The sequence below is a fragment of the Microcoleus sp. D3_18a_C4 genome, assembly GCF_036702415.1.
In the GTDB taxonomy this organism is placed as follows: Bacteria; Cyanobacteriota; Cyanobacteriia; order Cyanobacteriales; family Microcoleaceae; genus Microcoleus.
This window is the reverse complement of sequence record NZ_JAUBTI010000001.1, coordinates 39,451-52,656: the sequence shown is the minus strand read 5'-3', so window position 1 is coordinate 52,656 and position 13,206 is coordinate 39,451. Positions and strand designations below refer to the sequence as shown.

General features: G+C 45.0%; 14 protein-coding genes. 7 read left to right on the top strand and 7 right to left on the bottom strand.

What is annotated here, in order from left to right:
- The first annotated feature begins 83 nt into the window (after window positions 1–83).
- Window positions 84–557, top strand: a complete 474-nt coding sequence (locus QUB16_RS00275) for a hypothetical protein (RefSeq protein ID WP_333313203.1) — start codon at window positions 84–86, stop codon at window positions 555–557.
- Window positions 550–891: a hypothetical protein gene (locus QUB16_RS00270; protein WP_333313201.1), complete on the top strand. Its 342-nt coding sequence runs from the start codon at window positions 550–552 to the stop codon at window positions 889–891. The genes QUB16_RS00275 and QUB16_RS00270 overlap by 8 nt, the downstream gene beginning before the upstream one ends.
- 313 nt (window positions 892–1,204) lie before the next feature.
- Here the strand turns inward: QUB16_RS00270 and QUB16_RS00265 are convergent, their stop codons facing one another.
- Together QUB16_RS00265 and QUB16_RS00260 are read right to left on the bottom strand one after the other, a co-directional pair.
- Window positions 1,205–1,609 carry a transcriptional regulator gene (locus QUB16_RS00265; protein WP_333313200.1) on the bottom strand — a complete coding sequence of 135 codons (405 nt, stop codon included), beginning with the start codon at window positions 1,607–1,609 and terminating at the stop codon, window positions 1,205–1,207.
- Window positions 1,593–1,892 carry a type II toxin-antitoxin system HigB family toxin gene (locus QUB16_RS00260; protein ID WP_333252426.1) on the bottom strand — a complete coding sequence of 100 codons (300 nt, stop codon included), beginning with the start codon at window positions 1,890–1,892 and terminating at the stop codon, window positions 1,593–1,595. Before QUB16_RS00260 ends, QUB16_RS00265 begins: the two co-directional genes overlap by 17 nt.
- 166 nt (window positions 1,893–2,058) lie before the next feature.
- Between QUB16_RS00260 and QUB16_RS00255 the strand changes: the two genes are divergently transcribed.
- Window positions 2,059–2,256, top strand: a complete 198-nt coding sequence (locus tag QUB16_RS00255) for a DNA-binding protein (RefSeq protein WP_333280570.1) — start codon at window positions 2,059–2,061, stop codon at window positions 2,254–2,256.
- Complete coding sequence (locus QUB16_RS00250; protein ID WP_333313199.1) at window positions 2,256–2,645, top strand: type II toxin-antitoxin system death-on-curing family toxin; 390 nt, start codon at window positions 2,256–2,258, stop codon at window positions 2,643–2,645. Before QUB16_RS00255 ends, QUB16_RS00250 begins: the two co-directional genes overlap by 1 nt.
- Window positions 2,646–2,986: 341 nt before the next feature.
- Here QUB16_RS00250 and QUB16_RS33435 read toward each other — a convergent pair whose 3' ends face one another.
- Both QUB16_RS33435 and lepA read right to left on the bottom strand, forming a co-directional pair.
- Window positions 2,987–3,187 (bottom strand): hypothetical protein, encoded by a 201-nt coding sequence (locus QUB16_RS33435; RefSeq protein WP_445251081.1) that lies wholly within the window; start codon window positions 3,185–3,187, stop codon window positions 2,987–2,989.
- Window positions 3,188–3,279: 92 nt separating this feature from the next.
- Complete coding sequence (lepA, locus tag QUB16_RS00245; protein ID WP_333207713.1) at window positions 3,280–5,094, bottom strand: translation elongation factor 4; 1,815 nt, start codon at window positions 5,092–5,094, stop codon at window positions 3,280–3,282.
- 328 nt (window positions 5,095–5,422) lie between these two features.
- Here lepA and QUB16_RS00240 point away from each other — a divergent pair, with 328 nt between their 5' ends.
- Both QUB16_RS00240 and QUB16_RS00235 read left to right on the top strand, forming a co-directional pair.
- Window positions 5,423–5,650, top strand: coding sequence for a type II toxin-antitoxin system CcdA family antitoxin (locus QUB16_RS00240; RefSeq protein WP_190740850.1), 228 nt, complete (start codon window positions 5,423–5,425; stop codon window positions 5,648–5,650).
- Between the two features lie 564 nt (window positions 5,651–6,214).
- Window positions 6,215–8,113 (top strand): ATP-binding protein, encoded by a 1,899-nt coding sequence (locus QUB16_RS00235; protein ID WP_333313197.1) that lies wholly within the window; start codon window positions 6,215–6,217, stop codon window positions 8,111–8,113.
- Window positions 8,114–8,444: 331 nt separating this feature from the next.
- Here QUB16_RS00235 and QUB16_RS00230 read toward each other — a convergent pair whose 3' ends face one another.
- Window positions 8,445–8,600: a hypothetical protein gene (locus tag QUB16_RS00230; RefSeq protein ID WP_333313195.1), complete on the bottom strand. Its 156-nt coding sequence runs from the start codon at window positions 8,598–8,600 to the stop codon at window positions 8,445–8,447.
- Between the two features lie 344 nt (window positions 8,601–8,944).
- Between QUB16_RS00230 and QUB16_RS00225 the strand changes: the two genes are divergently transcribed.
- Entirely contained in the window at window positions 8,945–9,754 is an 810-nt protein-coding gene (locus QUB16_RS00225) for a GAF domain-containing protein (protein ID WP_333313193.1), read from the top strand.
- Between the two features lie 307 nt (window positions 9,755–10,061).
- Here QUB16_RS00225 and QUB16_RS00220 read toward each other — a convergent pair whose 3' ends face one another.
- Together QUB16_RS00220 and QUB16_RS00215 are read right to left on the bottom strand one after the other, a co-directional pair.
- Window positions 10,062–11,600, bottom strand: coding sequence for a PAS domain S-box protein (locus QUB16_RS00220; RefSeq protein WP_333313191.1), 1,539 nt, complete (start codon window positions 11,598–11,600; stop codon window positions 10,062–10,064).
- A 226-nt stretch (window positions 11,601–11,826) separates the two neighbouring features.
- Complete coding sequence (locus QUB16_RS00215) at window positions 11,827–13,008, bottom strand: transposase (RefSeq protein WP_333313189.1); 1,182 nt, start codon at window positions 13,006–13,008, stop codon at window positions 11,827–11,829.
- Window positions 13,009–13,206: the final 198 nt, after the last annotated feature.

Genomic DNA, 13,206 nt, shown 5'->3' with positions numbered 1-13,206 from the left:
TGTCCAAAAGTGCGATCGACCTCCTAAAATTAGTTAATGGTATAATCATCAATCGCATACCATTTAGGAGTAAACCACTTATTTTGAATAATGGCAGAGATACTTCTGAAGACACTCCACAAGTTATAGAACAGGATATAATAGACCAAACGATTGAAGTAGGAAGTGGTTGTGACTGGACAGGCAGTGGAGTAGAACCTCAGTGGCATAATCCAAAATCCATCAAAGCCTACGATCATATCGATCGCCATCATGACCCCAAACTGAAACCCCTTAATTTTAGAGGCAGGGCGGCATCCAAAAAACTGCCTCAAGGCCAGTGGCTAAATGCTCAAGGCTGGGTAAAAGCTGAACAAGTGACACCGAAATATCCCGGTTGTTACATTATAAATTTTAAGCGTTCTATTGGGAAAGTTCACTATCCCGATGGGAAAATAATTGAAAATGTTACCCATGCTTTTATTAAAACGAAACCAGATGGAACATTCAAATCTGCTTATCCTGTTCTCAATGATGCTACGCTGTCCTCATTAGATAGGAGCGATGAAAATGAATAACTATATCAATTTTACAATCCAGTTAGAAAAACCTAATTGCGAACAATATGCTGACGCACCCGATGACTCATTAGGAGAACTTTCGCATTTTGAATTAGGTTTGAAACTATTTTGCTTTGAATGCGATCGCCCAGTCTCAATAGAAATTGGTGAAGAAAAACTAAAAGTTTTTTTAGACCCCGATATCTGTATGCTCCTAGAAGATGAACTCCCCAAAAAAATTAGTGAGTTATCCCAAGGGAAACCCATCAAAATAGAATTTATTGAAAGTGTGTGCCTTACTCTTGAATTGCAGCCATTAACCAACGATAAAATTAGCTGTAATTTCAAATAATTTGGATATTTATCTCCAAACCAGTTTACCCTAAAATCCAGAAATCAACACTTTGAACTGAATAAAACTCAAGTTATAACAGAGTTAAAGGGATTTGTCGAACAACTCATGGAAATGGCTCTAAATGGCGGCTATATCACCCGCGAAGAAAAGCAAGAATTCCTGATGCCACTCCGCGAAATTGCGCCTGCTTCGGCTATTTGTTAATTAAGTGCGATCGCCCTTCATGTCCAAAAGTGCGATCGCCCTTAATCTCTCAAAGTGCGCGCGAGCGTAGCTATCGCGTAGGGAATCACCCTTAATCTTACTTCCCTTAATTACAAAACAAACTCGGATCTACATGAAAGAAACTCCCCAAAATCAACGCCAGCTCTTCACCAATATCTCGATCGCCATTAACCAGTTCATACACTTTTTCTTCAGAGCCAATGACTCCTACCAAATCAGCAGGTTGTAACTCTCTTTGTTCCATCAAAAACAGCAGTATTGAATGAGGCGTTGCTGTGGTTCCTGGTGCGTAATATTCCTGCTCAAATTTTTCAATCAATGCAATCAGCAATTCATATAACTCATTTTGTTCAGGAGTGCGATCTCGCTGGTGCATCAACTCTTCCACCATAGCCAGAGCTTTCTCATTATCCGCTTCATTTCTAATTATTTTCGGCTGATACTGAGACAATAACTCTTTGTATTTATCTGGATTAAAAGTAAGGGTCATTTTTCCATTTCTCCTTATCATACTCGGCATGGGTGAGAATATATTTGATATAAATTAATTTGCTTTCATAATCAATACTAACTATTAATCGATAATTATTACCTTTGATATTAAAAACTGTAAACCCTCCAACAGCTTCGGCTTTAGGAAAAACAGATTGTACCTCAATTAAATTAGACCATTTAGCCTTGCTAGCAATTTTAAACCAGTTATCCAAAGCTTCCCCGCAATCAGCATGAGTTTCGCTGTATTCACGCACCCGTCGGTAGCTGATTATGTGCATCTACTATACGCAATTTAAACTAAGTTTTAGTTTAGCTCAACCAATTTCTTTGGTCAAGGACGATCGCCCGACCTGTCCAAAAGTGCGATCGCTCTTTTAAAAACCCTAACTCCTGCTCAGACAGTTGACGTGCTAAACTCAGAGTATCGTCACAGCCACAAACAGAATGCAAACCATTACCATCACAATTCCAGACGATCGCCTCCACAAGCTCCAAGAAACCGCCAACCGCCTCGGCGTTTCCCTAGAAGCATTACTGCTTGCGGGCGCTGAAAACTTACTCGCACCACCAGAAACATCCTTCCAAAATGCTATGGAATACGTCCTCAAAAAGAATTTTGAACTCTACCAAAAGCTCGCGTAATGCGCTATCTAACTTTAACAGAAATCTTAGAACTTTATCGGCGCATTATCGAGCAGTCGGGCGGAGCATTTGGCATCGCTAATTTAGGAGCCTTAGAGTCAGCTTTAGCTCAGCCGCGCATGACGTTTGGCGGGGAGGAACTTTACCCAACTATCGTGGAAAAAGCTTCAGCCCTTGGATTTGCGTTGATTAAAAATCATCCTTTCTTAGATGGTAACAAACGCATCGGTCACGCAGCAATGGAAGTCTTTCTAGTTTTGAATGGCTTTGAGATTTCTGCACCTGTGGAAGAGCAAGAACAAATTATATTACAAGTCACATCAAGCGCGATCGCCCGCGATGAATTTACTGAGTGGCTGCGCTGTCATATTGTTCCTAATTCTATTTGATAAATTCTGGCTCTGAAAAGTAAACTTTATTATGCCACAGTGCGATCGCCCGACCTGTCCAAAAGTGCGTGAAGCTTAGTTATCCCGTAGGGAATCGCTCTTAATCTAACTTCCCTAACTCTTTGTATTTATCTGGATTTAAACAGTCCTGGAGGCACTCCGACAAAGAGTTTCTGGACCCCCACAGGGACGGGCAAGATGCCCATCCCACAATCAAACTGACTCTTTGTGGAACAGGCATCTTGCCTGTTCTATAAAAATGCAAACAACTACAAAAAACTGACTCTTTGTGGAACGGTTTCTGGGTCTCCACAGGGAGGGGCAAGATGCCCATCCCACAATCAAACAGACTCTTTGTGGAACAGGCATCTTGCCTGTTCTAGATGACTGCAAACAACTACAAAAAACTGACTCTTTGTGGAACAGGCATCTTGCCTGTTCCTGACAAAATTCCACAAGAAAACTGACTCTTTGTGGAACAGGCATCTTGCCTGTTCCTGACAAAATCCCACAATCAAACAGACTCTTTGTGGAACAGGCATCTTGCCTGTTCTAGATGACTGCAAACAACTACAAAAAACAGACTCTTTGTGGAACAGGCATCTTGCCTGTTCCTAACAAAAAGCCACACAGATTACGAATCGCGATCGAGCTTCAGCACAGCCATAAAAGCCTCCTGCGGCACATCCACAGTACCCACAGACTTCATCCGCTTCTTACCCTTCGCCTGCTTTTGCAGCAACTTCTTCTTCCGCGAAATATCACCGCCGTAACACTTCGCCAACACATCCTTCCGCAAAGCCGGAATGTGCTCCGAAGCAATCACCTTCGCACCAATTGTCGCTTGAATCGGCACCTTAAATTGATGGCGGGGAATCAACTCCTTGAGTTTTTCCGTCAACCCGCGGCCCACATTATAAGCCTTATCCCGGTGTACGATCATCGCCAAAGCATCAACCGGATCGCCATTAATTAAAATGTCCATTTTCACCAACGGATTTTCGCGATAACCGATGAGGTGATACTCCATGCTCGCATAACCGCGCGATCGCGATTTCATCTGATCGAAAAAGTCAGTCACCACCTCCGCCAAAGGCAACTCGTAAACCAGCGTAGTTCGGCCTTGACTCAGATACTTCATATCCATAAAAATGCCGCGCCGACTTTGAGACAGTTCCATCAGCGCGCCCACATAAGTTTCCGGCGACAGCATTTCTACCCGTACATAAGGTTCCTCAATTTTCTCGCGATACTGAGGATCTGGCAAGTGGCTGGGATTGTCAATTGTTAACACTTCCCCTTTAATTGTTGTGATTTGATAAACCACAGAAGGAGCCGTAACAATCAAATCCAAATTGTATTCTCTCTCCAGTCTTTCTTGCACAATTTCCATGTGCAGCAAACCCAAGAAACCGCAGCGAAAACCAAATCCCATCGCACTCGAAGTTTCCGGTTCGTAAGAAAGCGCCGCATCGTTGAGTTCGAGTTTTTCTAAAGCTTCCCGCAAATCGGGAAATTGGTCAGCATCGATCGGGAACAAGCCGCAAAAAACCATCGGCTTTGCCTCTGTATAACCCGGCCAAGGCTCCGGTGCCGGCTTTTTGACCAAAGTAATCGTATCGCCGACGCGAGCATCAGCTACGGCTTTAATTGCCGCGCCCAGATAACCCACTTCCCCGGCGTGCAGTTCGTCTACAGGAACTTGAGTCGGTGAAAGGATGCCCAATTCATCGATGACATATTCCTTACCCGAAACCATCAACAAAACCCGATCGCCCTTTTTGACACTTCCGTCCATCACTCGGAAATACACAATTACCCCGCGATAAGGGTCGTAATAACTGTCAAAAATTAGCGCCCGCAGCGGTTTGTCAACAGTATCCTGCGGCGGCGGCACCAATTCGACGATCGACTCCAAAATCTCATCTATACCAATTCCTTCCTTAGCCGAAGCCTCAATCGCCCCGCTACAGTCGAGACCGATAATTTCTTCAATTTCCCCTTTTACCCGTTCCGGTTCTGCCCCCGGCAGGTCAATTTTATTTAAAACTGGAATAATTTCCAGATTGTTGCCCAAGGCAAGGTAGACATTTGCCAGGGTTTGTGCTTCCACGCCTTGAGATGCGTCTACCACCAGCAGCGCCCCTTCGCAAGCAGCGAGCGATCGCGACACCTCGTAAGAAAAGTCCACGTGTCCGGGAGTGTCGATCAGATTCAGCACGTACTCCTGACCGTCCTTGGCAGTATAATTCATCCGAGCCGCTTGCAGCTTGATCGTAATGCCGCGTTCGCGTTCGAGATCCATATTGTCTAAAAACTGCTCCTTCATCTCCCGTGCCTGCACAGTCCCAGTCGCCTGCAACAGGCGATCGGCCAAGGTCGATTTTCCGTGGTCGATGTGAGCAATAATCGAAAAATTACGAATGCGAGATACAGGGACGTTAGTCATGTTTTTTATCGAAGAGCTAATCGGCAAAGGATACTTTTTGTTGTATGATTACACAAGCAAGAGTCGAGTGCTTACTTCAACCTCTTACTGGGGATTGAGATGAAACCACAACTGAGGCAAACCTCAAGAGTATCAGTTATTAGCCTTTCAAGTGTCCGACCGAGCCCGGACACCCAAAAGGAAAAAACTTTTCTCTCTCTCATTGTACAGAAAGCGGTTAAGCGGTTGAGGAAAGGTTGGGTGCAAATCAGGGACTGCCAATATCTAGTCCAGTCGGTTGTCATCAAAAGAATTGAAACTTAAGAATTAAAACTAGGATTTTTAAACTATGAGCGAATCAAGAATACCTTCCCACAGTTCGTCAGAAAAAGTCGAACTGTCCATCCATATCGATCCTGAACTGCTAGACCAAATTAAGCACTTGACGAATGACCCCAGCAAAGTCATTGAAACAGCAATCAAGCAGTGGCTCAGAGGCGAGCGCCGCGAAGACGAACTGGCTCTGGGTTTGCGTCGCAACCCCCCAGTCCCGCCACGCGGTGAATGGAACGACTGAGGCGATCTCGCCCCAGACGGCGCGCGCAAATCTGCAGGCTGTGAAATTTAGATCGCGCGGGCGATCTCCTGCAGATTTCGTGGCTAAAGCTACAGGTGGTGGGCGAGTGAACTCGGCTAAATCACAACCTCGGAACTATTCTAGGTGAGGGAAAAAATGCGTGAGCCATTCCCCGACTTGAGTTGTTCGCAGCCTCATATTTTGGCGTAATTTTCACACTTGATAGTTAATCGGTGCAGATTCCTAATTTCTCAATCTTAATTTTTATCTTTAAATTACCCAAAACGGCTGAGAACGAATAGTTTTGAGTTGTGAGTTGAGTTCAGAATTAAAAAAATAATATTTTATGAGTTCATTAATCACTCAAAAGTCAATAGTAGAAGCCTAAAAGTTTTGCAAATTGTGAGTTTTGAGCGATTAATGTTTTAATTAAAAAGCCAAAAACTTTTTAATTGATTAATAACTCACAAATTAACAGTAGAAGCCCCAAACAAGGGGGAGTATTGAGTTCTTTATTAAAAACTCAATACTCAAAAATCCGAACTACTTTCATCCCCTACTCTGATGGACTCTAACACAGATTTTCGGCGATCGAGCCTCGCCTCTACAGTTTTTTTTCAAGAGTTAGGGGCAGAATTAGTATTTACCCAAGACGCCTCTGGTCGATATCTATCTTTTTACTGGCAAAAAGCCGAGCAGTACAACCTTACAGCAGAACAAATTGTCGATCGCCCCCTCAGCGAAACCCTGCAACCCATCGCCCCTGCGCCTTATCTCGATATGCTGCGGCGGGTACTCGAAACCCTTGTACCGCAACGGTTCAGCTATCCATTTTGCCACGCCGGACAATATTTTCTCTTCGATTTGACACTCACTCCGGCGATCGACTCAAACGGCAAAGCTACAAAAGTCTTAGTTATGGGAAGGCTGCTGTCTGACAAACCCACAGACAGACGGCCAGACTCCCCAGAATTCATGCTCTATCGAGCTTTGCCATCCCTCTTGGACGCCCGCCAACGAATGTCGCTTCCAGCGAGCCGTATCCCCGGTCGATCGCTCCCTCCCTACTCGGAAATCGATCGTAAAATCATCTCCCAAATCGCTCAAAACCTGCACAAAACCCTCGATTTAGCCACCATTTGGCAGCAAACTGTTAACAGCTTGGGTCAAGTTTTAAACGCGAGTCGCTGCATCATCTGTTCCTACAAAAAAGACAGCGAAAATATCGATTCCTCCCCCTTCCTTGCCTCAGAAAATCAGCAAAATTCTACCGCCGCAGCAGCCCAATTACAACAGTCCATAGCTAGCGACCCCTCGCTCCGGCTTTCCCCCGCTCAAATCGAAAATCTCCAATCGAAAACTTTTAAAGTAGTAGCTGAGTACCGCCAAGAAGCTTACTCTTCCATGCTGGGATTAGAACTGCGCGCAGCCGAACAGCCGGGGTGGATTCAAACTTTAGCCACCTTAAAACCAGTAGCAGTCGATTACGCCTCCCCCGCCGCCGATCCCTTCTACCGCCATTCCGTGCTCGTAGCAGCTACCTCCTATGAAGACCAACCCAATGCACTGATATGTTTGCACCGCTGCGGCAATTCTCCGAAATGGAGTCCTGTCGAACTCGAATTCGCCCGCGAGTTAGTCGCTCAAGTCGGGAGTGCGATCGCCCACGCTACACTTTACCAAGAATTAGAACAGGCCCGCGCCGAAGCCGTGGCTCTTTCCCAACTTAAAAGTCAATTTCTTGCTAATACTTCTCACGAACTCCGCACCCCCCTCAACGGCATCCTCGGCTTCCTAAAACTGCTTATGGACGGCATGGCAGATGACCCCGAAGAAGCGCACCAATTTATCGAAGAAGCTTACCGCTCAGCAGTACATTTGTTCAATGTGATTAACGATATTTTGGATGTCGCTAAAATCGAAGCTGGCAAAATGGAGTTAGACCTCGCTCCCGTCAAACTCGGTGAACTGTTGCAACAAGTTGAGGATTTTACACGGGTTCAAGTCGAGCAAAAGCGATTGCAATTTCAAATCCAAAAACCCCCTGTGGAGGACGAGATTATTTTGTATGGCAACTACCAACGCCTGCTTCAAGTAATCTTGAACCTCACGGGCAATGCAATTAAATTTACCGGGGAAGGGGGAATTCGCATCAGTGCCGAGGTTATTAAGAAAAAGGTGACTGTTCACAACCAGCAGTTCCCCGGAATGGTAAAAATCCGAGTCGCTGATACTGGCATTGGCGTTTCTCTCGACAAGCAAGATAAATTATTTGAGTCGTTTTTTCAGGTGGACGGCGATCGTACCAGGCAATACGGCGGCACCGGTTTGGGATTGGCTATTTCTCAAAAACTGGTAGAAGCAATGGGCGGTACAGTAAATTTTTACAGTATGGGGGAAGGACTCGGATCGACTGTTACTTTTACTGTGCCGCTTTATCAAGAACCACTATTTAAAAATTAATCATATCGATTCCGGTGCAACCGGAATCATTGTTGACTGTTGACTGTTGACTGTTGACTGTTGACTGTTGACTGTTGACTGTTGACTGTTGACTGTTGATTGTAGAAGGAGGGGTCAAAAAAATGAAAATTGCGCGAATTATTTGTGGGCATCTTGATTAGACTTTACGCCCGACGATGAAGGACGGATTTGATATCATTCCGGCGCAGCCGGAATTGATATTACCAATTACCAATTACCAAACTGTACCTTACTCACTTACAAATTGCTATATTCCTGTATTCGTGAGTTCCGTTGCGTGAATAAAAGTCATCAATAATTGGTAATTATCCTACAAACACAGTTCGATCGCCCCTGTATCAATTTTAACTTTTATCCATCGCCAATCTCCCTCCTTGGGAGCTTGCAACTGAGAGCGATCGTCCCTGCCACTTCCAATCCCCACCCAGAATTCGCATAACTCAAATCCGGGGGGTACGGATAACAAAGCTCATCTTTATTTGTCCGCTGGGATCTCACACCTCCGAGTAAACCCGCGCACACCGCCAGCTTTACAAAAACTTAATGCCAGCTTATACGACTGATTAAGCTTCCCAACCCCCTACTGTAAAGGATTATTAAGCATACTGGACGCTCTCAGTTCTCTGTGAAAATCATAAAGATCTTGTAAAGACACCGAAACTACTTAGTAATGTTTGACGGGGTGTGGGAAGATTTAAGTAGAATTACGTAATCCCTAAGCCGGGCAGCGGCAGGCTGGCAAATTCAGTAAATTCCTGCTCTGTTGGCGGAATGGTAAACTTTTGCCAGTCTATTAGAAAAAGGGTTGCTATGAATCAGCAAATATCAGCTCAATCGCAAAAACTTTTACTCCAAATTGGCAGAAAGATTCGTCGAACCTTGGATCTCGATAGCATCTGGCAGCAAACAGTTAACAGTCTGGGAGAAACACTAGGCGTCAGCCGCTGCATCATTTGTCCCTATGAAAGTTCTAGCCTGCAAGTCAAAGTAGCTGCTGAATACTGCCAAGAACCATTTTTACCCATGCTGGGAATGGAAATCTCGCTCACAGCAGCACCTCATTTCATTCAAGCTTTAGCCACCCTCGAACCGGTGGTAGTAGAGTCCTTTGCAGCCAATGACCCTTTAGGGCCACAGTCGCTGCTAGTGGTGGCTACCGCTTATCAAGAGCAAGCTAACGGCATAATTAGCTTGCATCAGTGCAAAGGTCGATCGTCGCGGAAGGGTAAGACCGATCGACCTTGGACTAAATCCCAGATCGATTTCGCACAAGAACTTGCCGATCAAGTAGGAAGCGCGATCGCCCTCGCCACCCTCTACCAAGAGCGCAGCAAGCGAGTACAAGGACTATCCCAGCTCAAAAAGCAATTTTTGTTGAAAGCGTCCCACGAGCTCCGCACTCCGCTAAATCACATCATCGGTTATCTACAACTAACCATAGACGATCAAGCTGACGATCCGATAGAGGAGAGAGATTTTATCCAAGAAGCTCACCGTTCGGCTATCCACCTTTCTAAGGTAATTTCTAATATCTTAGATTACATTGAGTTAAGTGAAGCTTGCCAAACTCACGCAGAGTTAGCCAATTTCAGGAACCAGGAAAAATCTGGGCATCAGTAAACCTTCGATTGGCGTATTTAACAAGTATAATAGTGACCGTACCCACAAGTTTTACCCCTGAAAAAGCTGACACTTTATCGATAGATTCCCTCACTAACTTCGGTAGCTAGTTCATCAATTTTTTTTAGGTAATTATAGTTTTACACAGTACAGCATAGCAACTACCACACGTAGTAGCCCGGTGTATTTATCATATTATGTTCGCTCAAACGACTCCCATCAAATAGGTTATTTTACCGGAAAGGATATTGCCAGCATAAGATTGCAGTTTCGCACTTTTAATGCTTTTAACTTGTGCTTGATAGAATTACCCACCGCCCTTTTTTTTCGGAGTTTTTGGAGGGCTGACATAGCGCGCCCAAAAAGGTTCCTCCATATCTTTCATCGCTGCTAGTTTTTGGCGCTCTTCCTCTATGCGCTTGCGTTCTGAAAGATCGGAAAATATGTTGATACTGCCGACAGTTTGGCCGCCCGCATCTCGCACAGGTGCGGCCCAAAGCCAAACATCGATCGAACTACCGTCTTTTTTCAACAAAGATATTTCCAAACCGTTTTGCGGTTTGCCATTAGACGCCGACTTTAGCAGCGCGTAAAAATCTTGCTTTTGGCCTTCAGGAATATTCGGTAAAGGTTTCCCTAAAACCTCAGCCGCAGTCCAGCCAAAAAGTTGTTCGGCGGCGCGGTTCCAAACAACGGTATTGCCGTCATTGCTGGTACAGTTAATCGCCAGCGGCGCCGATGCTATCTGGGCTTGCAAAACTTGGTTAACGAGTTGCAGTTTCAATTCTACTTGCTTGCCATGGGTAATTTCTTGACAAGCGCCCCACAAACGGACAACCCGTTCAGCAGTTTTGTCCCACACCACTTGCCAGTAGTCCCGCACCCAGCGCACCTCGCCTTTTTGATTAATAATGCGATACTCATTAGCTCCAGTGCGGCTCAAAGTACAGCCTTCTAATTGTTTAATTAACATTTCCCTGTCGTCGGGATGAACGAGTTCCGAGTTCCACCAACCAAACGATTCTAATTCTTCAGGAACGATCCCAGTGCAGCGCTCAAAAGCTTCTGTCGCCCACTCGCAGGCGAACTTGCCGTCGGGCAGTCCCTTAAAAGAATAGGCAAAATCCGAAGTAATTTGCGACATAACTCTGTAGTGGAGTTCCGACTCTCGGACTGCGATTTCGGCTTGCTTTCGTTCCCCTATTTCCCGCGAATTAATTATAATTCCCTGCACGCTAGAATCGTAAAGCAAACTGTTACCTATTGACTCCATGTAGATCCAAGAACCGTCAGCGTGGCGTTTCCGATATTCGATTGCCCCCCCAATTCCGGGAGATTCTAACAACTTACCAAAATACGTCTGCCAAGCCAGCAAATCGTCTGGATGGATTAACTCGCCGTGAAATTTGCCAATTCTTTCTTCTGGGTTATAACCCAAAAGCCGCTGTAGAGCTGCGCTGTGGTATCGAACTCGCCCGTCGGAGCCGACAATGCTAATTAAATCGGGAGAATTACGCAGCATAGCTTGCAGTTTTGCTTCACTTTTAGTTAATGCTTGAGTGTCCCTGCGATGGTGGCTGATTTGTTTTTCCACCTGCTCCCGTAGCTGTCTGATTTGCCCTACTTGCTGGGCTACAGTGCGTTCCAATAGGCGATTATTTTTTTCAATTTCAACCAGCTTTGCCGCGTTATTTGTCGCGCTTTCAAACAAGCGGCTGCCTGCCATTTCCTGTAAAGAATTTGAAAGATTTTCCAAAGTTTTTGTTAAAATTACCTGTTGCGACGGTGGCAATTCCTTAGCTTGTTCCTGCAATATTTTTAAGTGTTGGTAGACAGTTTCTAGCATTTTATTAAGGGGGGAATCTAATAGTTGCCTGCGGGTGCAACCCCTAAAAAGCGGACACAAGTTTTTTCAACATAACCCATAACTAAGACTGGTGTCTGGCTTGCGACCCATCGCGCTCTCAATAACCAGGCATTTTGGGACTTTATCTTCAAATCATAGCAACCGATAGAGAAATTGACACTCCCTTGCCTAAAGGCGCAGGGATTCTTGGATCATCCAGTCGAACTTATCTCTGTTTGGCTACCATCAGCGAGTAGAGATCGGTCTGTCCCCCAGCGTAAATTTCGGTGTGCCCCACCGTATTTAAATTGATTCCTGCCTGCTTCAATCCCTTTGCCAAAATATTTTTTCCGGCATTATGGTCGCGATCTAACACCACACCACAACCACAAATATGGGTTCGAGTTGACAGAGTTTTTTTAACCAGGTTGCCACAGTTTGAACATTCCTGAGATGTGTACTGAGGAGCAACAGCAATAACTGTTTTGCCGTACACTTTTCCAAAGTATTCCAACCATTGAGCAAACTGTGACCACGCAGCATCGCTAATTGATTTAGCCAGTTTATGGTTCTTAACCATGTTCCGCACCTGAAGGTCTTCGTAGGCTACAAAATCGTTAGATTTCACCGCGCCGGGCGCCGTCTTAATGGCGAAGTCTTTACGCTGTAGACTGACCTTCAGGTGTTTTGTTCCTAACTTGTTGAGCGCTTTTTTTCGATTTTTAGAACCTTTCTTTTTCCGAGAAACTCGCTTCTGCGATCTCTTCAGAGCTTTTTCGCTTTTGCGGAGATCCCGAGGATTAGGAACTGTTTCGCCATCGCTATCAGTATAAAAATGGTTTAATCCGACATCTATTCCAATGGCTTTACCAGTGGAAATAGCTTCCTCTTTCCGTTCCACATTGATACAAAATTGAGCGTAGTATCCGTCGGCACGACGCACGACTCTAATTCGTTTAATCTCGTTTGGCGCGTAAAAATACAAATCCCGACTACCAACCAACTTGAACTTCCCAGCAGCGAAGCCGTCTTTAAATGTTAAACATCTTTTGTCGGCAGAAAGTGACCAACCCGATTGTTTGTACTCAACGGAATGAGTGTGTTTTTTGAACTGCGGGAATCCCTTTTTCCCTGGTTTCTTTGCTTTGCAATTAGCAAAAAAACGCCCTATAGCAAAAATGGCACGCTCCGCCGAAGCTTGACGTGCCGTCGAGTTAAGCTTGCCCGCCCCTTCAAACTCTTTCGCCATAATGGCACACTGTTTGTATAGGTCTACCAGCTTAATTCCTTGATTGTCTATCCAATGTCTAAGAGTTTTGTTTCGGACAAATTGAGCCGTCCGAATCATTTCGTCCATGATCCGATATTGCTCCGCTTTGCCTTTCAACTTAAACTCTAATACTATCATGGGAATAGTTTATCATTATTTTTACTGCAACTTTTACCCACAAAATCTACCTATTTAACAATTATTTACAAATTGTAGAAATTAAAGCCGTCCTAGAAGGACGGGGCTTTAGACCCACTTTTGCGGTAAATTCTTGTTGCGCCCTAATAGCCAGCCCAGCCGCACCCCCAAGAAGTGCTCGCTTCTGAGTGCGGGTAA

Excerpts from the sequence above, each read along its gene's own strand:
- QUB16_RS00270 (WP_333313201.1), top strand. The coding sequence starts at position 550 with ATGAATAACTATATCAATTTTACAATCCAGTTAGAAAAACCTAATTGC.
- QUB16_RS00265 (WP_333313200.1), bottom strand. The coding sequence starts at position 1,609 with ATGACCCTTACTTTTAATCCAGATAAATACAAAGAGTTATTGTCTCAG.
- QUB16_RS00260 (WP_333252426.1), bottom strand. The coding sequence starts at position 1,892 with ATGCACATAATCAGCTACCGACGGGTGCGTGAATACAGCGAAACTCAT.
- QUB16_RS00255 (WP_333280570.1), top strand. The coding sequence starts at position 2,059 with ATGCAAACCATTACCATCACAATTCCAGACGATCGCCTCCACAAGCTC.
- QUB16_RS00250 (WP_333313199.1), top strand. The coding sequence starts at position 2,256 with ATGCGCTATCTAACTTTAACAGAAATCTTAGAACTTTATCGGCGCATT.
- QUB16_RS33435 (WP_445251081.1), bottom strand. The coding sequence starts at position 3,187 with ATGCCTGTTCCACAAAGAGTCTGTTTGATTGTGGGATTTTGTCAGGAA.
- lepA (WP_333207713.1), bottom strand. The coding sequence starts at position 5,094 with ATGACTAACGTCCCTGTATCTCGCATTCGTAATTTTTCGATTATTGCT.
- QUB16_RS00240 (WP_190740850.1), top strand. The coding sequence starts at position 5,423 with ATGAGCGAATCAAGAATACCTTCCCACAGTTCGTCAGAAAAAGTCGAA.
- QUB16_RS00235 (WP_333313197.1), top strand. The coding sequence starts at position 6,215 with ATGGACTCTAACACAGATTTTCGGCGATCGAGCCTCGCCTCTACAGTT.
- QUB16_RS00225 (WP_333313193.1), top strand. The coding sequence starts at position 8,945 with ATGAATCAGCAAATATCAGCTCAATCGCAAAAACTTTTACTCCAAATT.
- QUB16_RS00220 (WP_333313191.1), bottom strand. The coding sequence starts at position 11,600 with ATGCTAGAAACTGTCTACCAACACTTAAAAATATTGCAGGAACAAGCT.
- QUB16_RS00215 (WP_333313189.1), bottom strand. The coding sequence starts at position 13,008 with ATGATAGTATTAGAGTTTAAGTTGAAAGGCAAAGCGGAGCAATATCGG.